Raw genomic sequence first — 19,865 nt, forward strand, 5'->3', positions numbered from 1 at the left:
CGACGGATCGAGGGAGGGCCTGGGTGGTGCTCACTTCTTCTCCCCCTTCACCGAGCGCCGGACCAGCGCAAAGTTGATCAGCGCGAAGATGACGATCATCAGGAAGAGCAGCCAGGACATCGCCGCGCCGTAGCCGTACTCGGCGTTGCCGGTGAAGGTCTGCTCGTAGATGTACATGGCCAACGTCTGGAACTCGTGCTCGGCGCCGCCGCGGATCATCCCGTGGCCGTACATCAGCGGCTCGGTGAAGATCTGGAAGCCACCGATGGTGGAGATGATGACCGTGAAGACGATGGTCGGGCGGATCAGCGGCACGGTGATCTGCCAGAACTGCCGCCACGCCGAGGCGCCGTCCAGCGAGGCCGACTCGTAGAGGTCCTTCGGGATGGCCTGCATGGCGCCGAGGTAGATCAGGGCGTTGTAGCCGGTCCAGCGCCAGTCGACCATGAACGCGATCGCCAGCCAGGAGGCGTAGCGGTTGTCGCGCCAGGCGACGGGGTCGACGCCGACGCTGCCGAGCAGCCAGTTCACCAGGCCGTACCGGTCGGCGAAGATCAGCGCGAAGATGATGCCGACCGCCGCGACCGAGGTGATGTTCGGGACGACGATGCCCATGCGCAGCAGCGTGCGGCCGCGCATCTGGCGGTTCATCAGGTTGGCGAGCAGAAGCGCCACGATGAGCTGCGGCACCGTGCTCAACAGGAAGATGCCGACCGTGTTGTACGCGGCGTTCCAGAACTGGGCGTCCACCAGCAGCTCGCGGTAGTTCTCCAGCCCGGCGTACTCGCGGGTGCCGCTGAGCAGCTCGTAGTCGAAGAGCGAGACGTAGACCGTGTAGAGCAGCGGGAAGAGGCCGAAGATCCCGAACAGGACGAAGAACGGCGCGACGTAGAGGTACGGCGAGTACTTGAGGTCCCAGCGGCCGAGCCGGTACGAGGAGCGGCGGGGCTCCGGTCGGTGGCGGGGTGGCGTGGCGGTCCGCCGTGGCGGCGCCTCGCCGACAGTGGAGCTCATGGCAGGTCCTTCCGGGGAAAAGGGGAGCGGCCTCGGCGGCGCCCACACCCTGCCGGGACCGAGCGCCGCCGCCGGCTCACGGCACGTGGTGTCCGTGAGCCGGCGGGTCACCGGCGGATCAGGCGACGGCCTTCTTGGCCTCGTTCATCGCCTTGGTCCACGCGGCGTCCGAGCTGGTCTGGCCGCGCTCGGCCGCCTGCATCTGCGGCTCGACGATGGTCTCCCAGACCTGCTGGTGCTTGGCGCCGAGGAAGACCGGCTTCATGTTCTTGACGCTGTCACCGAAGATCTGACCGATCGGGGCGCCGCTGAAGTACTCGCTCGTCTTGTCCTTGAAGGCGGGGTCCTCGATGCCCGGGATGCTGGAGGGCATCGCGCCGGCCTCGTTGAACGCCGCCAGGTGGCCCTCCTTGCTGGTCAGGTACTTGGCCAGCAGGTACGCCTCCTTCGGGTGCTTGGTCTGCGCCGGGATGGCGAGGTAGGAGCCGCCCCAGTTGCCGCCGCCGCCCGGGATCTTGGCGATGTCCCACTTGCCGGCGTTGGTCGGGCCGGAACGCTGGGCGATGATGCCCTCGGTCATCCAGGCCGGGCAGGGGATGGTGGCGAACGCGTTGTTCTTGAACGCGGCGTCCCAGTCGGCGCTCCAGCGCTGCGCCTTCGCGGTCAGGCCGTCGGCGGCCATCTGCAGACCCATGTCCCACGCCTTGCGGACGACCGGGTTGGTGTCACCGATGAACTTGTTCTCCTTGTCGAAGAAGAACGTCTCGGAGTTCTGCATGACGTACGGCTGCATCAGGCTGGTGGCGCTGTCCAGCCACGCCGCCTTGACCTTGCCGCTGTTCTTGAACTGACGGCCCAGCGCGATGTAGTCGTCCCAGGTGCTGATCTTCTGGGAGACCGCGTCCCGCTCGGTGGGCAGGCCGGCCTGCTGGAACAGGTCCTTGCGGTAGCACATGGCCAGGCCGCCGACGTCGGTGCCGAGCCCGATCAGCTTCTTGCCGTCCGGCGTCATCGCGTTGTTCCACTTCCACTCCGGGAAGTTGGACTTCACCTCGCCGGCGCCGAGGTCGAGCAGGTTGGCGAACTTGTCGTGGTTCTGCACGTACTGCAGCAGCACGCCCTCTTCCAGACCGACCACGTCACCGGCACCGCTGCCCGCCGCGAGCCACTGCACCAGCTTCGGCTGGAAGTCCCGCAGCTCGCCCATCTTCTGGTGCTCGACCTTGATGTTCGGGTTGGCCGCCTCGAAGTCCTGGATGGCCTTGTCGTACCCGAAGTTGGAGAAGGTCTGGAGGACGAGCTTGACCTGCCCGTTCTCGCCACCCGCCTCGTCGTCGTTCTTCTTGCTGCACGCGGTGCTGCCGAGGGCCACGCCCACGGCGATCGCGGCGACCGCGGCAGTGCGGAGCCGGCGCCTGGTGACGCTCATCCCTGACCCCTCTCAGGTGGGTGATTCGTGTGGTGGTTCCGGTGCCTGGCGATGCGGGCTCTGCGGTCGCTGAACCCTCGTGGCGGCTTACTGCCCGCCCCCGAGTCGCGCACCGGGCAGTGCTGACGCCCACGCGACGGGAGCGCTCCCATGAGATTGCGGCCACATGTCGGGGGTGTCAATAGAGCCTCTTGGGAGCGTTCCCAATTTGTTACCGGCTCCGGGCGGCGCGACGCGCGGTGGGCGGGAGCACGCGCAACGGCCGCCGCCGGGGCGGCCGTGCTCAGCGGATCAGCAGAAGCGGCGCAGCAGGGTGCCGGCGCGGCCGGCGTCGAACGCGGCCGGGTCGAAGCGGTCACCCGCCCAGTCGCGCATCGCCCAGTGCTCCGGGTGCTCCGGGTCAGCCAGCGCGACCAGCAACGCCTGGTAGCCGGACGGGCCGCCGACGTCCTCCGGCGGGCAGGCACGCTCGCCGTCGAGGCAGGCCGGGTAACGCTCCTCCGGGTCGGCGGTGACCGCGTCCTCGACCACGAGGTCGTGCTCCCACCAGTCGCCGAAGTCGTACGTGTACTGGAACCGGCTGCCCTTGCCGAGCACCGCGTCCAGCCGGACGTCCAGCTCGTCGTGTAGCGCCAGCTCGCCGTCCGGATCGGGCTCGCCGTACTGGAGGCCGTCGATCTCGAACGAGTGCAGGTGGCAGTCGCGCCAGCCCATCGCGTGCTGGACGACGCGGTGCAGCCGGTCGAGGGTGTAGCCGGCCGGAACCAGCACCCGCCGCCAGACCGTCGGACGGACGCCCGACAGCGAGATCCGCAACTGGAAGATCTGACGCGGCATGCTGTCCCATCCTCCCTCGGCTTAGGCTGCGAGAATGATCTGCCGAGCGTGCCGGGCGAGGCGACACGACGACTGTCCGGGCCGGAACTGGTGCGACTGTCAGCACCGTACCCCCCGACCCACCCCTCCGGTCACCGGTCCGGCCAGCGAATGAGCGTCGGAATTCCGATCAACCGGGTCTGGCCGGGCGGCGCGGCGGAGCCCCTCGACGACGCCGCGCTCACCGTCCTCTACGGCCGCCCCGACCGGCCACACGTTCGGGTGAACTTCGTGTCGAGCCTGGACGGCGCGGTCAGCGTCGACGGCTACTCGGCCGGGCTCTCCGGCGAGCCCGACAAGCGCGTCTTCGGCCTGCTGCGGATGCTCTGCGACGCGCTGCTGGTGGCCGCCGGCACGCTGCGCCAGGAGGGTTACCGGGCGCTGCGCCTCGACGAACGCCGACGGGCCTGGCGGGTCGAGCGGGGCCTGGCCGAGTACCCGACGCTGGTGGTCGTGTCCGGGTCGCTCGACCTCGACCCGTCCCAGGCCGCCTTCGCCGACGCGCCGGTGCGGCCGGTGGTGCTCACCCGCGCCGAGGCCGTACCGCCACCCGGGCTCACCGACGTCGCGGACCTGGTGCGCTGCGGCACCGACCGCGTCGACCTGCCCGCCGGCCTCGCCGAGCTGCGGCGACGCGGCCACGACCAGGTGCTCTGCGAGGGCGGGCCGCGACTGCTCGGCGCGCTCACCGCCGCCGACCTGGTCGACGAGCTCTGCCTCACCGTCGCCCCGCTGCTCGCCGGCCCCGGAGCGGGGCGGATCACCGCGGGCGACGACGCCACGCCGCCGCGCCCGCTGCCGCTGCGGCACGTTCTCGCCGCCGCCGACGGGGTGCTCCTGCTGCGCCACGCCCGCGACTGACCGGTCCCCGGCCCCGCCGCCCGCTCGCCACGCGCGCCCCCCGACCACGCAACCCGTGCGATAGACGGCAGGCAGGCCACGCGACGCACCGTGCCGTCGCCGTGACGCTCCGAACGGCCGAGTTACGACCCGGCGTGGCGTCCGCCGCGTCGCGTGGCAACCTGTCGTACTCCTCGGGCAGGATGCAGGACGTGTGTCCCACCCACCACGACCGACCGGAGCTGCCCGATGAGCGATGAGGGGTTCGACGGCCCGGTCGAGGGGGTCGGGCGCGTGCTCGGCACCGCCGACGCCACCCCGCTGCAGTTCTGGACGGCCGTCTCCCCCGGCAGCTACCTGCAGCTCGACGACGTCGTGGTGACCCGCCGCGAGCTGCCCGACCGCGAGCCGGTGACCATCGCCGGCGTGGTCACCCAGGTGCGCGCCCGGCACGAGGGCGCCCAGTTCGACTCCGACGTCTTCGCCATCGCCGACGGCACGCTGCCCGCGCAGGTGCAGGAGGCGGCCGAGGTCACCACCACCCGGGTCGACCCGGAGTTCTACGTGCCGCCGACGCCGGGCGCGGTGGTGCACCGCGCCGAGGGTGACGCCCGGGCCCGGGCGCTGCACTTCGACCGCATGGAGCGACGCATCCCGATGGGGATGGGCCGCGACGGGGTGCCGGTCTACCTCAACGCCGACTTCCTCGACGGCACCCGGGGCGCCCACGTCTCGATCTCCGGCATCTCCGGTGTGGCGACCAAGACGAGCTTCGCCACCTTCCTGCTCTACTCGGTGTTCCGTTCCGGCGTGCTCGGCGGCGACGCCGTCAACGCCAAGGCGCTCATCTTCAACGTCAAGGGCGAGGATCTGCTCTTCCTCGACCACCCCAACACCCGGCTCGACGACGCCACCCGCGCCGGCTACGCCAAGCTCGGGCTCGACGCCGGCGCCTTCCCCGACGTCCGCGTCTACGCGCCGCCACGGGTCGGCGACTCCTCCGGCACCCCCGACGTGAGCAGCCGGCTCACCGGGGTGGACAGCTTCTACTGGACGTTGACCGAGTTCTGCGCCGACCGGCTGCTGCCCTACGTCTTCGCCGACGCCGACGACGAGCGCCAGCAATACACGATGGTGGTCCACTCGGTCGCCGCCCACCTGGCCCGCTACGCGCAGCCCGCCGACGGCGGGGTGAGCATCGACGGGGTGCGCCTCGGCACCTACGCCGACCTGGTCGACCACATCGTCGAGCAGCTCAACGACGACGAGACCCGCTCCGAGTGGGCCGGCAACGCGGTCGGGCTCGGCACGGTCAACGCGTTCGCCCGGCGGCTCATCGGCAGCAAGAAGGACCTCGGCCGGCTGATCCGCGGTGACCTGGCCACCCGCCGCCCGCACAGCATCAACACCGCCGAATCCGCCCAGGTCACCGTGGTCGACCTGCACAATCTGCCCGACCGGGCCCAGCGGTTCGTGGTCGGCGTGACGCTCAAGAGCGAGTTCGAGCGCAAGGAGAAGGCGGGCACCGCCAAGCCGCTGCTGTTCGTCGTCCTCGACGAGCTGAACAAGTACGCGCCGCGCGAGGGCTCCTCCCCCATCAAGGAGGTGCTGCTCGACATCGCCGAGCGGGGCCGCTCGCTGGGTGTGATCCTGGTCGGCGCGCAGCAGACGGCGAGCGAGGTCGAACGGCGCATCGTCACCAACTCGGCGATCCGGGTCGTCGGCCGGCTCGACCCGGCCGAGGCGTCCCGCCCGGAATACGGCTTCCTGCCCCCGGCTCAGCGGCAACGGGCGCTGCTGGCCAAGCCGGGCACCATGTTCGTCAACCAGCCGGACATCCCGGTGCCGCTCTGCCTGGAGTTCCCCTTCCCGGCCTGGGCGACCCGGGTCAGCGAGGCGGGTCGCGCCCCGTCGCAGACACTGCGCTCGATCACCCAGACGGCGGATCCGTTCGCGGTGGTCGGCACCGCCGGCGGCGCCGACGACGACATCCCTTTCTAGGGGGCGGGCCACCATGAAGATCCTGCACACCTCCGACTGGCACGTCGGCAAGGTCCTCAAGGGGCAGTCCCGGGCCGAGGAGCACAAGGCAGTCCTGGCCGGCGTCATCGAGATCGCCCGCGCCGAGCAGCCCGACCTGGTCATCGTCGCCGGTGACCTCTACGACACCGCGGCGCCGACCCCGGAGGCGACCCGGCTGGTGACCCGGGCGCTGACCGCGCTGCGCCGCACCGGCGCCGACGTGGTCGCCATCGGCGGCAACCACGACAACGGGCCGGCCCTCGACGCGCTGCGCCCGTGGGCCGAGGCCGCCGGCATCACGCTGCGCGGCAGCGTCCGGGAGAACCCGGACGAGCACGTCATCGACGGCACCACGGCCGGCGGGGAGCGGTGGCGGCTGGCCGCGCTGCCGTTCCTGTCCCAGCGCTACGCCGTCCGCGCGGTGGAGATGTACGAGCTGACCGCCGCCGAGACCAACCAGACGTACGCCGACCACCTGGGCCGGGTGATCGGCCGGCTCACCGAGGGCTTCACCGAGTCGGGCCGGGTGCACCTGGTCACCGCGCACCTGACCGTGACCGGCGCGGCCGCCGGCGGCGGCGGCGAACGCGACGCGCACACCGTGCTCGGCTACGCGGTGCCGGCGACCGTCTTCCCCGGCACCGCCCACTACGTGGCGTTGGGTCACCTGCACCGCGCCCAGCGGGTCGACGGCCCCTGCCCGGTGCGCTACAGCGGCAGCCCGCTCGCGGTCGACTTCGGTGAGCAGGAGAACGTGCCCTCGGTGACCGTCGTCGAGGTCACCGCCGACACGGCCGCCCGGATCCGGGAGGTGCCGGTGACCGCGGCGGCGACCCTGCGCACCGTCCGGGGCACGCTCGCCCAGCTCGCCGAGGTGGCGCAGCCCGACGCGTGGCTGCGGGTGTTCGTCCGCGAGCAGCCCCGGGCCGGCCTGCGCGAGGAGGTGCAGGAGCTGCTGCCCCGGGCGCTGGAGATCCGGATCGACCCGGAGCTGGTGCCCGCGCCGGGCAGCGGCACCCGCGTCGCCCAACGCTCCGGGCGCTCGCCGCGCGAGCTCTTCGCCGACTACCTGGACAGCCGGGGTCACGCCGACGACGGCGTACGGGAGCTCTTCGACGAGCTCTTCGAGGAGGTCGACCGCTGATGCGACCGATGCGGCTGGACATGGCGGGCTTCACCGTCTTCCGGGACGAGACGACCGTCGACTTCACCGACGCCGACTTCTTCGCCCTGGTCGGCCCCACCGGCTCAGGGAAGTCGACGGTGCTGGACGCGATCTGCTTCGCGCTCTACGGCACCGTCCCGCGCTGGGGCGGCGCCCGCGGCCTGGCCAACGCGCTGGCCCCCTCGGCGGCCGAGGCCCGCGTCCGGCTGGTCTTCGAGTCGGGCGGTGCCCGCTACGTCGCGACCCGGGTCGTCCGACGGGACAGCCGGGGCAACGTGAAGACCGCCAACGCCGGGCTGCAGCTGATGCCGCCCGGCTTCGACGTCACGAAGCTGGACACCGGGCTGAGCCCGGACGACCTCGGCGAGGTCGTGGCCGGCACCCCCGCCGAGATGGACGACGCGGTGCTGGAGGCGGTCGGGCTGCCCTACGAGCAATTCACCAGCTGTGTCGTGCTGCCCCAGGGCCAGTTCGCCGACTTCCTGCACGCGAAGCCGGCCACCCGGCAGCAGATCCTGGTCAATCTGCTCGGCCTCGGCGTCTACGAGGAGGTGCAGAAGCGGGCCACGGCCCGGGCCGCCCAGGCCGAGGCCAAGCTGGAGGCCGTCGACCAGCTGCTGGCCGGGCTCGCCGACGTCGACGATGACGCGCTCGACCGGGCCACCGGCGAGGTCGAGCGGATGCGTGCGCTGGCGGCGGCGGTGGAGGCCGCCGTCCCGGAGCTGGACGCCGCAAGGGTGACGGTGCGGGAGGCGACCGGGGCGTTGACCGCGCTCGACGCCGAGCTGGACGTGCTGGGCGCCGTCCGGGCGCCGTCCGGGGTCGCCGAGGTGGCCCGGGCGGTGGTCGACGCGCGGGCCGAGGCGGACGCCGCGGCGCACGCGGTGTCGCTGGCCGAGGAGCGGGAGGAGAAGCTCCGCGGTGAGTTGGCCGCCGCCGGTGACGAGAGCCCGCTGCGGCTGCTGCTGCGGGCGTACGCCGACCGCGAGAAGCTGACCGCGGAGGCGGACGTGGTGCGGGCGGCCCTGGAGTCGGCGGCCACCGAGCACGACGCGGCGGTCCGGGCGCTTGCCGAGGCGCAGGCGGCGGCCGAGCGGGCCGAGGAGGAGCTGGCGGCGGCGTTCCGCGCCCACGAGGAGGCGAAGGCCACCGACCAGGCGGTGGCGCTGCGGGCGCACCTGGTCGAGGGGGCGCCCTGCCCGGTGTGCGAGCAGGTGATCCCCCGGGTGCCGGCGGTCCCCGCCGAGTCGGCGGTGGCCCGCGCGGTCGAGGCCGGCAAGGCCGCCCGCTCGGCCAGTGAGGCGGCCAAGCGGGTCGTGCAGGAGCGGGACGCGGCCGCCCGCGACCTGGACCGGGTGCTGGTGCAGGCCCGCACCCGCCAGGAGCACCTCGACGCCCGGCGCGGCGAGTTGGACGGCCAGCTCGCCGGCGCGGCCACCCCCGAGGCGCTGCGGGACCAGCTGGCCGAGCTGGCGCGGCTGCGCAAGGCCCTGGACGAGGCGACCGCCGCCGTCCGGGCCGGTCGGGACGCCGCCCGCCGGGCCCGGGGCGCGGTCGACACCGCCGAGGAGCGGCTGCGGGCGGCGTGGCGGCGCTTCGACGCCACCCGCGACGGGTTGGCACGGTTCGGCCCACCGGCGGCCGACCGCGACGACGTGGCCGCCGCGTGGGCGACCCTCGCCGGCTGGGCCGACGCCGAGGCGGGCCGACGCCGCGCCGAGCGGGCCGGACGGGCCGCGGCGGTCGTCGAGGCCGAGGCGGTGGCCACCGGCGTGGCGCAGCGGATCGCCGGGATCTTCGCCGACGCCGGGCTGCCCGCCGACGATGAGCCGGTCCGCGCCGCCGCGGTGGCGGTGGAGCGCGCCGAGGCCGAGGTGCGCCGCCTGGTCGAGCGCCGTGAACAGGCCGCCGACCTGCGGGAACAGCGGGCCGGGCACGAGAGCCGGGCGCAGGTCGCCCGCGCACTCGCCGGTCACCTGCGCGCCAACAACTTCGAGCGGTGGCTGCTCGCCGAGGCGCTGGACCTCCTCGTGGACGGCGCGTCGCGGATCCTGCGGGAGCTCTCCAGCGGCCAGTACGACCTGGTTCACGACAAGGGTGAGTTCTTCGTCGTCGACCACCATGACGCCGGGCTGCGCCGGGGCGTCCGCACCCTCTCCGGCGGCGAGACGTTCCAGGCGTCGCTGGCGTTGGCGCTGGCGCTCTCCGAGCAGCTCGCCGGCATGTCCACCACCGCGGCGAGCCTGGAGTCGATCGTCCTGGACGAGGGCTTCGGCACCCTGGACGCGGCCACCCTCGACACGGTCGCCGCCACCCTGGAGAACCTGGCCGCCCGGGGGGACCGGATGGTCGGGGTGGTCACCCACGTGCCGGCCCTGGCCGAACGCATCCCGGTGCGCTTCGAGGTCCGCAAGGACGCCCGCTCCGCCCGCGTCGAGCGGACCGGCCGGTGACCGCTCCCGGTGGGCGGTTCTTCGTCGACGCCTGGGACCCGTCGTACGGTGCCTCGTTCGAGGCGTCCGGCACCGGCCCGGCCGCGCCGAGCAGCGCCCAGGTGGAGACCGACGCCGAGCTGCCCGCAGTGGACTGGCGGGCGATCGACGTACGCCCGGACGTGCGCGCGCCCGACGTGGTCCTGCTGGTCGACGGGGTCCGCCGCATCGACGCGAGCCTGTGGATGGCCGAGTCCGACGGCGGCTCCTTCCCCGGCCTGGCCGCCTCCTTCGCGGCCGGAGTGGTCCGCTGCGACCTGGGACGCGGCTCGGCGCAGCTGGCCGGCACCCGGGTGGGCCGGGGTCTGTTCACCGCCAGCCCCTCGGCGGAGGACGTGGTCGCGGGCGCGGTCCGCTACCCGGTCCACCGGGTGGGCGGCACGGGCGAGCTGACGAAACTCCCCGCCGCGGTGCAGGGTCCGCTGACCGCGCTGGAGGTGGCGGTCTCGGACGCCGCCCGCACCGACGGGGACCTGCTCGTGGTCGACGGCCCGCTGCGCAGCCGCCGGCACCTGCCCCGCACCCTCGGCTACATCAAGACCCAGCACAGCCAGTACCTCGACGCCCGGCTCACCGCCGTGGTGACCGGTCTGGCGGCCGGGCAGCGCTCACCGGTCTTCCGGGTGGGCACCGCCTGGGGCGGCTGGTCCTGGTATCTGCGGCTGCCGGTGGCGGCCGGCGCCCCCTGGGCGGGCATCGTGCGGGTGGAGTGCTCCCCCGAGCTGGACATCGCCGAGGCGGTCGAGCTGGCCGACCTGTCGCTGGTCACGCTGCCCCGGTTCGCGTCCACGCCGTACAAGGACCCGCGCGCCCCGCAGAACCTGATCCCCATCGCCGGCCTGGAGCGTCGACTCCGGGCGCTGCTCGGCGACTCTCGGCTGCTGCACCGGGCCCTGACCGCCGCCGCCCGCCGCTGACGGTTCCCGTCACCCGCGCGGTGTCACCCGATGATCGCGCAGGAACCCGGAAGTAGTGGCCTCGGGCCGGGTTCGAGGCCACTGGTTCGGTGACGTCGCACGATCATGTGGCGGCGCCCGGCGAGGGGGCGGTGGGCAGGCGGGCGGCCGGCAGGGGGCGAGCGCCGGGCGGCCGGGATACTGGGTCGGTGGGACGGAAGCGGGACGGCGACCGGGTGGTCGAGCAGGTGGAGACCGGCCAGGCCGAGCTGGTCCCGGACCGGGACCGCGCGGGCTCCTGGACGCTGCTGCTGGACGGCGCGCCGCAGTCGCACGTCGACCTGACCGACCCCACCTACCTGGAGTTCGAGTACGTGCGGCGGCTCGCCGCCGCCGTCGACCTGATCGCCCCCGCCGGGGCCCCGCTGCGGGTGCTGCACCTGGGCGGCGGCGCGCTGACCCTGCCCCGGTACGTCTCGGCGACCCGGCCCGGCTCCACCCAGCGCGTGGCCGAGGTGGACGGCGCACTGGTGGAGCTGGTCCGTCGGGCGCTGCCCTGGCCGGCCGACCCCCGGCTGCGGGTACGCGTGGCCGACGCCCGTGAGGTGCTCGCCGCCACCCGCGACGGCAGCTACGACGTGGTGGTCGCCGACGTCTTCGCCGGCGCCCGCACCCCGGCCCACCTGACGTCCGTCGAGTACGCCGCCGAGGTGGCCCGGGTGCTCGCCCCGGGCGGCTGGTACCTCGCGAATCTCGCGGACGGCCCACCGCTGCGCCACGCTCGTGGGCAGGTCGCGACGGTCCGGACGGTGCTGCCGCACGCCACGCTGATCGGTGACGCGGCCGTGCTGCGTGGTCGTCGCTACGGCAACCTGGTGCTGGTCGCCGGCCGCACCGAGCCGCCGGTGCCGGAGCTGACCCGGCGGGCGGCCGGTGACTGGTTCCCCGGCCGGGTGGTGGCCGGCGCCGACCTGGACCGGTTCGCCGGAGGCGCGACCGTGGTCCGGGACGCGGACGCCACCGGCTCCACCCCGCCGCCGCCGGGCCTCTTCGCCACCGGACGCTGACCACCGGGCACGGGGGTCGAAAATTCTTCGTTCGTCGTTGATCCGCTCGCGCCACCCACCCGTACCACCGGGCGGCCCGCCTGGTGGGCCCTTGGTCACCTGGACGACCCGGAGGTTCTGGATGCACGCGGTGGCGGCCGGTTGGCACGGCGATGTGGTGCGGCCGGACTGGATGTCCGCCCGATCCCAGTCGCGGCCGACCTCGCGGGGGGTCGACGGCCGCCCGACGCCTCGCCAGAATGGGCCGGTGACGCCCCGATCGGCGCCCGGACGTCACCAGGCGGTGACCAGTGAGGCCAGCCACTCCGACCAGCTCGTCCGGCAGCTCTACGCCGAACACGCCGGCCCGCTGCTGGCGTTCGTCATGCGGCTCACCGGCGGGGACCGGCAACGCGCGGAGGACATCGTCCAGGAGACGCTGCTGCGGGCCTGGCGTAACGCGCACCGGCTGGGGGTGCAGGGGCAGGGGTCGCTCCGGCCCTGGCTGGTGACCGTGGCCCGCCGGATCGCCATCGACGAGCACCGCAGTGAGCAGGCCCGACCGGCCGAGACGTACGACCGGGACCTGACCGCGTTCGCCGAGGCGGACAGCACGGACCGGGTCCTGCGGACGATGACCGTGGCGGACGCGCTGCGTACGCTCAGCCAGTCGCACCGGGAGATCCTGGTGGCGACGTACTTCCGGGGGCGGACCGTGCCGGAGGCCGCCGAGGAGCTGGGTCTGCCCCTCGGCACCGCCAAGTCGCGGGTCTACTACGCGCTGCGCGCGCTGCGCACGGCTCTGCAGGAACGGGGGGTGACGGAATGAGCCGGCCGGAACACATGGACGTCGCGGCGTACGCGCTCGGCGTGCTGGACGCGCAGGACACCGAGCGGTTCGAGGAGCACCTCGCCACCTGCTGGGCGTGCGCCGCCGAGCTGGAGACCATGGTGCCGGTGGTCGGCCTGCTCAGCGACATCGACGGCGAGACGATGAGCGCGCTGGAGCACACGCGGACCGATCCGGCCCTGCTGGACCGTACGCTGGTCGCGGTGCGCGCCCACCGGCGGCGCTCGCGGGTGCGTCAGTTGCTGGCCACCGCGGCGGCGGTCGTGGTGCTGGGTGGGCTCACCGGGATCGGTTTCAACAGCGTCATCGACGACGCCAACCCGCCGAACGTCGTCGCCGAGCCGACCCTCCCCGCGCCGGTCGACCGACCGGCCACGGATCCGTCGGACGGCGGTCCGAGCGGCCCGGGTGTCGGCGGCAACGAGGCGGAGGGCGACCAGTACGACGCCACCGACCCGAGCACCGGCGTGCAGACCACGATGTTCCTGGCGAAGAAGGAATTCGGCACGAAAATCAGCTTCAGTCTGCGGAAGCTGCCCGGGCCGCGTACATGCCGACTCGTGGTCATCCGCAAGAACGCCACCACCGAGGTGATCTCGACGTGGTCCGTCCCCGAGGCGGGGTACGGCACGAACACCCAGCCGCAGGGCCTGGAGTTGAGTGCCGCGACCGCCGCGAAGATGAGCGACATCAAGCAGATCCAGGTGCAGTCGGTGGACGGCAACGGAGTGGCGAGCCCGCTGGTCACGTTGGCGCTCTAGCGACGTCCAGGGACATCGGCACCGGTCAGAGACAATGACCGGTGCCGATTCGTCATGTCTAGAAGAATGACCCGCGAGGGTCGCACGCACGGATCGACGAAACGGTTCAACAGGCCCCTGTGAAATTGACCACGGTAGTTGGTTAATCGTTGACAGCCCGCCCCGCGTACTCATCGGTGAACTGCCGAGAAATCGAGGAGGGCACGTGGCACAGATGAAGCGGACCGTCATCGTCGCGGGCGCGATGGTCGTCGCCCTGACGGCCTGCGCTCCCGCGGGCTACGACGGAGCGAACCAGAGCGCGACGGAGCCGGTCGCCGTCGCCGCGGCCGAACCCAGCGCGTCGGCCGAGCCCGAGGCCTCGGCGGAGACCTCCGCGGCCGACGCCCCGGCGGCCGACGTGGAGCTGACCGCGAAGCTGATCGGCAAGAAGGTGGCCAAAATGGGCCAGGTGGTCACCGACGAGGACGGCTGGGTCCTGTACCGCTTCGACAAGGACACCGCCGACCCGCCGTCGTCGAACTGCGTGGACAAGTGCGCCGAGGTGTGGCCGCCGTCGCTGACCGACGGCAACCCGCAGCTCACCGGCGTCTCCGACGACAAGGTCGGCTCGGTCACGCGGCAGGACGGCACCCGGCAGCTGACCATCGGCGGGTGGCCGGTCTACCGGTACATCGGCGACAAGAAGCCCGGCCAGTGGAAGGGCCAGGGCGTCGGGGGCACCTGGTTCGTGGTCCAGCCGGACGGCAAGAAGAACCTGAGCTGCCTGCCCAAGGGCACCCCGAAGGCGGTCGCCCCGCCGTCGGACAGCGAAGGCGCCGCGAACTCCGGGGGCGACGCCTACTCGTACTGATACCCACGGACACGGTGGCCGGTCGCAGCCGGGGAGGGCGCGGCCGGCCACCGTCATGTGTTCTCCGCGTTCTGGCACAGTTGCGGGATGACCGGGACCGAGCCCAGCGCGCGACGGGTGCTGCACCCACCCGCCGGCTACCGCCTCGCGCCGTCGGTCCGCGCCCTGACCTTCAGCCCGTACGACCCGTGCGCCCGCATCGTCGCGGGCGCCCTGTGGTGGGCGACCCGGACCCCGGCGGGCCCCGCCACCCTCGCCCTGCGGCCCACCGACGGCGAACTGGTTGCCGAGGGGTGGGGCCCGGGCGCCGAGTGGGTGGTGGAGCGGGCCGACGCGGTCGCCGGGCTGCGGGACGACCTGACCGGCTTCGCCGAGCTCGCCTCGGCGCACCCGGTGGTCGCCCGGCTGGCCCGCGACTATCACGGCCTGCGGATGCCGGCGACCGGACTGGTCTTCCCCCGGGTGCTGCGGGCCGTCTTCGAGCAGAAGGTCACCGGCAAGGAGGCCTACCGGGCGTACGCCGCGACGGTCCGGCACTTCGCCGAGCCCGCACCCGGGCCGGTGCGGCTGCTGCTGCCGCCGGAGCCGGCGGCCGTCGCGGCCACGCCCTACTGGGTCTTCCACCCGTTCGGGGTGGAGCAGCGCCGCGCGGACACCCTGCGCCGGGCGGCGGCCGTCGCCGACCGGCTGGAGCGCTGCGCCGACGCCGCCGAGGCGACCCGACGGCTGACCGCGGTGGCCGGCATCGGCCCGTGGACCGCCGCCGAGGTGGTGCGAGTGGCGTACGGCGACCCGGACGCGGTCAGCGTCGGCGACTACCACGTCCCGAACACGGTGGCCTGGGCGCTCGCGGGCGAACCCCGCGCGGACGACGCCCGGATGCTGGCCCTGCTGGAGCCGTTCCGGGGCCACCGCGGCCGGGTCTGCGTGCTGTTGGAGGCCGCCGGCATCCAGGCGCCGAAGTACGGGCCCCGCGCCCCGATCCGCTCGTTCGCCCGCTACTGAGCAGCTCCGCGCGGCGGCGTCCGGTCGGTCACCGCCGGGTGCAGAGCCGGCGCAGGGTGCGGCCGAGCCACCAGGCGTACGCGCCCTGGAAGACCCGACCGGCCGGCCCGGCCGCCCGCATCTGCCAGCCGGCCGGGCGACTGAACGCGACAACCTCGAACCAGACGTGCCCGGCGTCGTCCCGGCTCACCACGAACGCCTCCTCGCCGCGCGCCGGATGCCCGGGCAGCGTGCCGTAGCCGAACCCGATCCGGTTCCCGTCGTCGGCGACCCAGACCACCTCGCACGGCGCGCGCAGCCGGAACGGGCCCACCCCCAGCCCGGAGACCACCCGCACACCGGGTGCCGCGCGGGGCGCGTCCGTCGCCATCCGGATCCCGGCGGCGCGGTGCAGCCGCCAGCCGAGCACGGCCGCGCCCGCCTCGTCGTGGCAGCCGTCGGGCAGGCGGACCCGGTGGTGGACGTGCCGCCAACCCGCCGGTAGGTCGCCGGTGCGGGTGGCGCCCACGTCCGGATAGGTCAGCCCCGCCATGCCCGGCACCTCCGCGTCTCGTCCACCGCCAGCGTACGGGCGGCGGGGCGCCCGGGCGCCGTGGTCCGCGCCCCCGCGGCGGTACGGGTCAGGCGGCTTCCCGCAGATCGGCGAGGGTCAGCGGGGTGTGGCGACGCAGCAGCTCCTCCAGCTCGGGGACCGAGCCCACCTCACCGAGGACGTTCTTGCCGCCGCCGAACCGGGGCGGGTACCGGTGCACGACGCGGTAGCGGTAGCGACCCCGGATCAGCTCCACGCTGACCCGGTAGCGCCCGCAGCAGGCACAGCTCCACTCCGCCACCCGCCGAAACTAGCTCTGACCTGCGCAGATCCGATTCGCCCCCGGGGTGGGAAGCGGGACGGGAGCGGACACGAGGCCCGCCGCCGCACCGTGATCTGACTCACCGCTGTCGGTGTCGTCTGGTTGACTGGTCGCCGTGGAGCTGCCGATCAATCCGCCGGTCGAGCCGATGCTGGCCAAGAGCGTCCCGCGCATCCCCACCGCGCCGGGGATGACCTACGAGCCCAAGTGGGACGGCTTCCGGTGCATCATCTTCCGCGACGGCGACGAGGTCGAGCTGGCCAGCCGGGGCGGCAAGTCGATGACCCGCTACTTCCCCGAGGTCGTCGAGCAGGCCCTACGGCAGCTGCCGGAGCGCTGCGCCGTCGACGGCGAGCTGATCGTGATCCGCCGCGACGGGCCGGGCGGGCAGGCCCGGCTCGACTTCGAGCTGCTGGGGCAGCGCATCCACCCGGCGGCGTCCCGCGTGAAGCTGCTGGCCGAGACCACCCCGGCCGACTTCGTCGCCTTCGACCTGCTGGCGATCGACGACGAGGCCCTGCTCGACCAGCCCTATCCGCAGCGCCGAGCCCGGCTGGAGGCGGCCCTGGCCGGGGTGCGTCCGCCGGTGCACGTCACCCAGGTGACGACCGACCCGGAGACCGCGCAGCGGTGGTTCGACGTCTTCGAGGGCGCCGGGCTGGACGGCCTGATCGTCAAACCGGCCGACCTGCCCTACGAGCCGGGCAAGCGGCTGATGTTCAAGGTCAAGCACGCCCGCACCGCCGACGTGGTGGTGGCCGGCTTCCGCTGGCACAAGTCCGGCCCGGTGGTCGGTTCGCTGCTGCTCGGCCTCTACGACGACGGCGTGCTGCACCACGTCGGCGTGAGCGCGTCGTTCAGCATGGCCCGCCGGGCCGAGCTGCTCGACGAGCTGGCCCCCTACCGGGACACCGGCGGCGAGCACCCGTGGGTGCACGGCGACCACGAGCGGGGGCAGCGCATCCCCGGCGGGGTCAGCCGGTGGACCGGCACCAAGAACCTCGAATGGGAGCCGGTGCGTCCGGAGCTGGTGCTGGAGGTCGGCTACGACGCGATGGAGGGTGACCGGTTCCGGCACACCGCCCAGTTCGTCCGCTGGCGCCCCGACCGCGATCCCCGCTCCTGCGGCTACGACCAGCTCGACCGGCCGGTCCGCTTCGACGTGGACCAGGTCCTGCGCGGCGACCCGACGGTGACCGTGGAGCCGGCCGCCACCGGCCGCGTAGCCTGACGGCGAGACGATCACGGAGGCCACTCGTGTCCCGCACCGCCGACCGGATCCGCCGGGTCCGCCGCACCCTCACCGCGTTCGCCGTCGCGGCGCTGCTCACCGCCGGCTGCACCCTGCCCGCGTTCGCGCCGCGCACCGAGACCGACGGTGCGGCCGCCGCACCGGGCGCCGCCCCGACCTGGCGGGCCTGCCCGGAGGTCGCCGACGAGCTGGTCGGCCGGGGCGCGCGGGACATGCGCTACGAGTGCGCCCGCATCGCGGTGCCCCGCAACTGGGGCAACGGCGGCGGGGCCAGCACCGGTCCGGGTGCCGGCGAGACCTTCGAGATCGCCCTGCTGCGGGCCCGCTCGACCAAGCAGCACGACCGCATCGGCTCGCTGGTCATCAACCCGGGCGGTCCTGGCGGGTCCGGGGTGGACACCGCCGTCTACCTCTCCTTCGGGCCGGCGTTCGGCGGGCTGCCCTCGGCGGTGACCGAGCGCTTCGACATCGTCGGCTTCGACCCACGCGGGGTGTCCCGGTCCAGCCCGGTGAAGTGCATCCCCGACGCCGACCTCGACGCCAGCTTCGGCTACGACCCCGACCCGCGCAGCCAGGAGTCGTTCGACGGGTTCGTGGCGCTCAACCAGCGGATCGGCCGGGGCTGCGGCGACAGGTACGGCGACCAGCTGCCGCTCTACGCCACCGAGCAGGCGGCCCGTGACATGGACGCGGTCCGCGCGGCGGTCGGCGACGACAAGCTGACCTACCTCGGCTACTCCTACGGCACGCTGCTCGGCGCCACCTACGCCCAGCTCTACCCGCAGCGGGTCCGGGCGCTCGTGCTCGACGGCGCGGTCGACCCCAGGCAGGGCCTGGTGGCCGGGTCGGAGAGCCAGGCCAAGGGGTTCGAGCGGGCGTTCGGCAACTTCACCCGCTGGTGCGCGGCGAACGCCGGCCGCTGCCCCATCGCCCCCGACGCCCGGGCCGCCGTGACCAGCGCCATCGACAAGGCGCGGGTCTCCCCCGTCCGGGGCGCCGACGGGCGGGAGGCGACCGCCGGCTGGGTCTTCTACGCCGTCATCTCCTCGCTCTACACCGAGACCGGGTGGCAGGAGCTGGCCCGGGCGATCGACCGGCTCGACGGCGGCGACCCGGCGGAGGTGTTCCGGCTGGCGGACTCCTACGCGGGCCGGGAGAACGACGGCCGCTACTCCAACCTGTTCGACGCCAACCTGGCCGTCAACTGCGCCGACGAGGACGAGAAGCCGACCGTCACCCAGGTGCGGCAGCTGCAGTCCCAGTGGCGGGAGAAATACCCGCTGTTCGGGCCGGCACTCGCGGTCGGCATGCTCGCCTGCGTCGAGTGGCCCGGTGGGCGCGACCCCTACCCGACGGGCGCGGCGGCCGGCTCGCCACCGATCGTGGTGGTCGGCACCACCGGCGACCCGGCAACCCCCTACGAGCAGACCGGCGCGCTCGCCTCGATGCTCGGCGTCGGCCGGGTGCTGACCTGGGAGGGCGAGGGCCACACCGCCTACCCGCAGACCACGTGCATCACCAACGCCGTCGACGCCTACCTGCTGGACCTGACCGTTCCGCGCGAGGGGCAGCGCTGCCCGGCCCGTTAGCCCTCCGCGCGCTCAAAGATCCTCCGCCGGCCATCGGACCCGGTCGGCGGGCCCGGCCGCCAGCGTGTCGGCCACCAAGGGGACCACCTCCGGTCCGCCGCGGTGCGGATCCGTCGCCTCCTCGGTGGGCTGGAAGTAGCGCGCGACCCGGACCTGGACGACCCGGGACCGGTCGCGCAGCATCGACACGGCGAAGGCCGCCCTGGTATCCGCACCGGCCCAGATCCCGTGGGCCAGGCTCAGCCTCAGCACCGCCTCGGCGAGACACGCTCGGGTCCGGTCCTCGCTCTCCTCGGCAAGAACCATCCGCAGAAGGTCCAGGTCCGACCCGGGTTGTGACGAGATCCGGGCCAGCAGGAGCGCGGCGAGCGCCCGCACCTCAGGCAGATCATGCACCAGGTGCTCCCGGACGGGCGCGTCGAGGCCCGCCAGTTCGTCACCGACCGCTGTCTCCCCGCCGACCTGCGGGTCGTACACCGTCCGGCCGTGTCCCGAGACCTGCTCGCGTGCCCGCCGCCAGACGCCCAGCGCGTTCACGATCTCGATGAGAACACCGAAGGCATCGGCCGGCCACGGCGTCTCACCGGTCTCGACCAGTCGCCGGACCTCCCGTGTCACCTGCGGTGCCGCGGGCCCGACCGCGACCGCGTCCTCGACCGCGAGTTCGAGCAGGCCGAAAGCGGCCGACCGCGCGACCTCACGCTCCTGGGCAGCAGCGAGAGCAGCCGACAGTCGGTCCAGTTCCGGGTCGTGTCGCGGGAGAGCGGCCCGACGGTGACGAGGTTTCATGACGGCACTGATCGCCCTCCCGAATTCCGCGGAGACGTCGTCACCGTCGGAGTCGACGGTCCGGCGGCCAGGCCACCTGAAGCAGAGCCACAACTTACAGAGAGATCATCGCCGGCGCCATGGGTCACAGCG

Annotated in this window: 18 protein-coding genes; 12 read left to right on the plus strand and 6 right to left on the minus strand. The window is 73.5% G+C overall.

What is annotated here, in order from left to right:
- Window positions 1-30 precede the first annotated feature (30 nt).
- From ACIBTV_RS20645 to ACIBTV_RS20655, 3 genes are all read right to left on the minus strand, one after another.
- Window positions 31-1,014, minus strand: a complete 984-nt coding sequence (locus ACIBTV_RS20645; protein WP_396707084.1) for a carbohydrate ABC transporter permease — start codon at window positions 1,012-1,014, stop codon at window positions 31-33.
- Window positions 1,015-1,132: 118 nt separating this feature from the next.
- Window positions 1,133-2,443 (minus strand): extracellular solute-binding protein, encoded by a 1,311-nt coding sequence (locus ACIBTV_RS20650; RefSeq protein WP_396707086.1) that lies wholly within the window; start codon window positions 2,441-2,443, stop codon window positions 1,133-1,135.
- 291 nt (window positions 2,444-2,734) lie between these two features.
- Window positions 2,735-3,280 carry a plasmid pRiA4b ORF-3 family protein gene (locus ACIBTV_RS20655; protein WP_396707087.1) on the minus strand — a complete coding sequence of 182 codons (546 nt, stop codon included), beginning with the start codon at window positions 3,278-3,280 and terminating at the stop codon, window positions 2,735-2,737.
- A gap of 150 nt (window positions 3,281-3,430) precedes the next feature.
- Here ACIBTV_RS20655 and ACIBTV_RS20660 point away from each other — a divergent pair, with 150 nt between their 5' ends.
- The 10 genes from ACIBTV_RS20660 (at window position 3,431) to ACIBTV_RS20705 (ending at window position 15,249) form a co-directional block, all read left to right on the plus strand.
- Window positions 3,431-4,180: a pyrimidine reductase family protein gene (locus ACIBTV_RS20660; RefSeq protein ID WP_396707089.1), complete on the plus strand. Its 750-nt coding sequence runs from the start codon at window positions 3,431-3,433 to the stop codon at window positions 4,178-4,180.
- 228 nt (window positions 4,181-4,408) lie between these two features.
- The gene (locus ACIBTV_RS20665) at window positions 4,409-6,160 is read left to right on the plus strand and encodes an ATP-binding protein (RefSeq protein ID WP_396707091.1); all 1,752 of its coding nucleotides are present in this window, start codon (window positions 4,409-4,411) and stop codon (window positions 6,158-6,160) included.
- A 13-nt stretch (window positions 6,161-6,173) separates the two neighbouring features.
- Entirely contained in the window at window positions 6,174-7,325 is a 1,152-nt protein-coding gene (locus ACIBTV_RS20670) for an exonuclease SbcCD subunit D (RefSeq protein WP_396707093.1), read from the plus strand.
- Window positions 7,325-9,799, plus strand: coding sequence for an AAA family ATPase (locus ACIBTV_RS20675; protein ID WP_396707095.1), 2,475 nt, complete (start codon window positions 7,325-7,327; stop codon window positions 9,797-9,799). Before ACIBTV_RS20670 ends, ACIBTV_RS20675 begins: the two co-directional genes overlap by 1 nt.
- Complete coding sequence (locus tag ACIBTV_RS20680; RefSeq protein WP_396707097.1) at window positions 9,796-10,755, plus strand: hypothetical protein; 960 nt, start codon at window positions 9,796-9,798, stop codon at window positions 10,753-10,755. Before ACIBTV_RS20675 ends, ACIBTV_RS20680 begins: the two co-directional genes overlap by 4 nt.
- A 188-nt stretch (window positions 10,756-10,943) precedes the next feature.
- On the plus strand, window positions 10,944-11,801 hold the full coding sequence (locus ACIBTV_RS20685; protein ID WP_396707099.1) for a spermidine synthase: 858 nt from the start codon (window positions 10,944-10,946) through the stop codon (window positions 11,799-11,801).
- A gap of 121 nt (window positions 11,802-11,922) precedes the next feature.
- On the plus strand, window positions 11,923-12,609 hold the full coding sequence (locus ACIBTV_RS20690) for a sigma-70 family RNA polymerase sigma factor (protein WP_396707100.1): 687 nt from the start codon (window positions 11,923-11,925) through the stop codon (window positions 12,607-12,609).
- Window positions 12,606-13,391, plus strand: coding sequence for an anti-sigma factor family protein (locus ACIBTV_RS20695; RefSeq protein ID WP_396707102.1), 786 nt, complete (start codon window positions 12,606-12,608; stop codon window positions 13,389-13,391). Before ACIBTV_RS20690 ends, ACIBTV_RS20695 begins: the two co-directional genes overlap by 4 nt.
- A gap of 205 nt (window positions 13,392-13,596) precedes the next feature.
- Window positions 13,597-14,244 carry a hypothetical protein gene (locus ACIBTV_RS20700; RefSeq protein WP_396707104.1) on the plus strand — a complete coding sequence of 216 codons (648 nt, stop codon included), beginning with the start codon at window positions 13,597-13,599 and terminating at the stop codon, window positions 14,242-14,244.
- An 87-nt stretch (window positions 14,245-14,331) separates the two neighbouring features.
- Window positions 14,332-15,249, plus strand: a complete 918-nt coding sequence (locus ACIBTV_RS20705) for a DNA-3-methyladenine glycosylase family protein (RefSeq protein WP_396707106.1) — start codon at window positions 14,332-14,334, stop codon at window positions 15,247-15,249.
- A gap of 28 nt (window positions 15,250-15,277) precedes the next feature.
- Here ACIBTV_RS20705 and ACIBTV_RS20710 read toward each other — a convergent pair whose 3' ends face one another.
- On the minus strand, window positions 15,278-15,781 hold the full coding sequence (locus ACIBTV_RS20710; protein WP_396707108.1) for a DUF1990 family protein: 504 nt from the start codon (window positions 15,779-15,781) through the stop codon (window positions 15,278-15,280).
- An 88-nt stretch (window positions 15,782-15,869) separates the two neighbouring features.
- Window positions 15,870-16,082 (minus strand): hypothetical protein, encoded by a 213-nt coding sequence (locus ACIBTV_RS20715; RefSeq protein ID WP_396707110.1) that lies wholly within the window; start codon window positions 16,080-16,082, stop codon window positions 15,870-15,872.
- Window positions 16,083-16,218: 136 nt separating this feature from the next.
- On the opposite strand from ACIBTV_RS20715, the gene ACIBTV_RS20720 reads away from it, so the two are divergent.
- Window positions 16,219-17,334: an ATP-dependent DNA ligase gene (locus ACIBTV_RS20720; RefSeq protein WP_396707112.1), complete on the plus strand. Its 1,116-nt coding sequence runs from the start codon at window positions 16,219-16,221 to the stop codon at window positions 17,332-17,334.
- Window positions 17,335-17,381: 47 nt separating this feature from the next.
- Window positions 17,382-18,944: an alpha/beta hydrolase gene (locus ACIBTV_RS20725; protein ID WP_396707241.1), complete on the plus strand. Its 1,563-nt coding sequence runs from the start codon at window positions 17,382-17,384 to the stop codon at window positions 18,942-18,944.
- Between the two features lie 12 nt (window positions 18,945-18,956).
- Here ACIBTV_RS20725 and ACIBTV_RS20730 read toward each other — a convergent pair whose 3' ends face one another.
- On the minus strand, window positions 18,957-19,733 hold the full coding sequence (locus tag ACIBTV_RS20730) for a hypothetical protein (RefSeq protein ID WP_396707114.1): 777 nt from the start codon (window positions 19,731-19,733) through the stop codon (window positions 18,957-18,959).
- Window positions 19,734-19,865 lie beyond the last annotated feature (132 nt).

The sequence above is a fragment of the Micromonospora sp. NPDC049366 genome, assembly GCF_044466625.1.
Taxonomy (GTDB): Bacteria; Actinomycetota; Actinomycetes; order Mycobacteriales; family Micromonosporaceae; genus Micromonospora.

What these genes read in the sequence shown, in the direction of transcription:
- ACIBTV_RS20645 (WP_396707084.1), bottom strand. Translation starts at nt 1,014, where the DNA reads ATGAGCTCCACTGTCGGCGAGGCGCCGCCACGGCGGACCGCCACGCCA.
- ACIBTV_RS20650 (WP_396707086.1), bottom strand. Translation starts at nt 2,443, where the DNA reads ATGAGCGTCACCAGGCGCCGGCTCCGCACTGCCGCGGTCGCCGCGATC.
- ACIBTV_RS20655 (WP_396707087.1), bottom strand. Translation starts at nt 3,280, where the DNA reads ATGCCGCGTCAGATCTTCCAGTTGCGGATCTCGCTGTCGGGCGTCCGT.
- ACIBTV_RS20660 (WP_396707089.1), top strand. Translation starts at nt 3,431, where the DNA reads ATGAGCGTCGGAATTCCGATCAACCGGGTCTGGCCGGGCGGCGCGGCG.
- ACIBTV_RS20665 (WP_396707091.1), top strand. Translation starts at nt 4,409, where the DNA reads ATGAGCGATGAGGGGTTCGACGGCCCGGTCGAGGGGGTCGGGCGCGTG.
- ACIBTV_RS20670 (WP_396707093.1), top strand. Translation starts at nt 6,174, where the DNA reads ATGAAGATCCTGCACACCTCCGACTGGCACGTCGGCAAGGTCCTCAAG.
- ACIBTV_RS20675 (WP_396707095.1), top strand. Translation starts at nt 7,325, where the DNA reads ATGCGACCGATGCGGCTGGACATGGCGGGCTTCACCGTCTTCCGGGAC.
- ACIBTV_RS20690 (WP_396707100.1), top strand. Translation starts at nt 11,923, where the DNA reads ATGCACGCGGTGGCGGCCGGTTGGCACGGCGATGTGGTGCGGCCGGAC.
- ACIBTV_RS20695 (WP_396707102.1), top strand. Translation starts at nt 12,606, where the DNA reads ATGAGCCGGCCGGAACACATGGACGTCGCGGCGTACGCGCTCGGCGTG.
- ACIBTV_RS20705 (WP_396707106.1), top strand. Translation starts at nt 14,332, where the DNA reads ATGACCGGGACCGAGCCCAGCGCGCGACGGGTGCTGCACCCACCCGCC.
- ACIBTV_RS20710 (WP_396707108.1), bottom strand. Translation starts at nt 15,781, where the DNA reads ATGGCGGGGCTGACCTATCCGGACGTGGGCGCCACCCGCACCGGCGAC.
- ACIBTV_RS20730 (WP_396707114.1), bottom strand. Translation starts at nt 19,733, where the DNA reads ATGAAACCTCGTCACCGTCGGGCCGCTCTCCCGCGACACGACCCGGAA.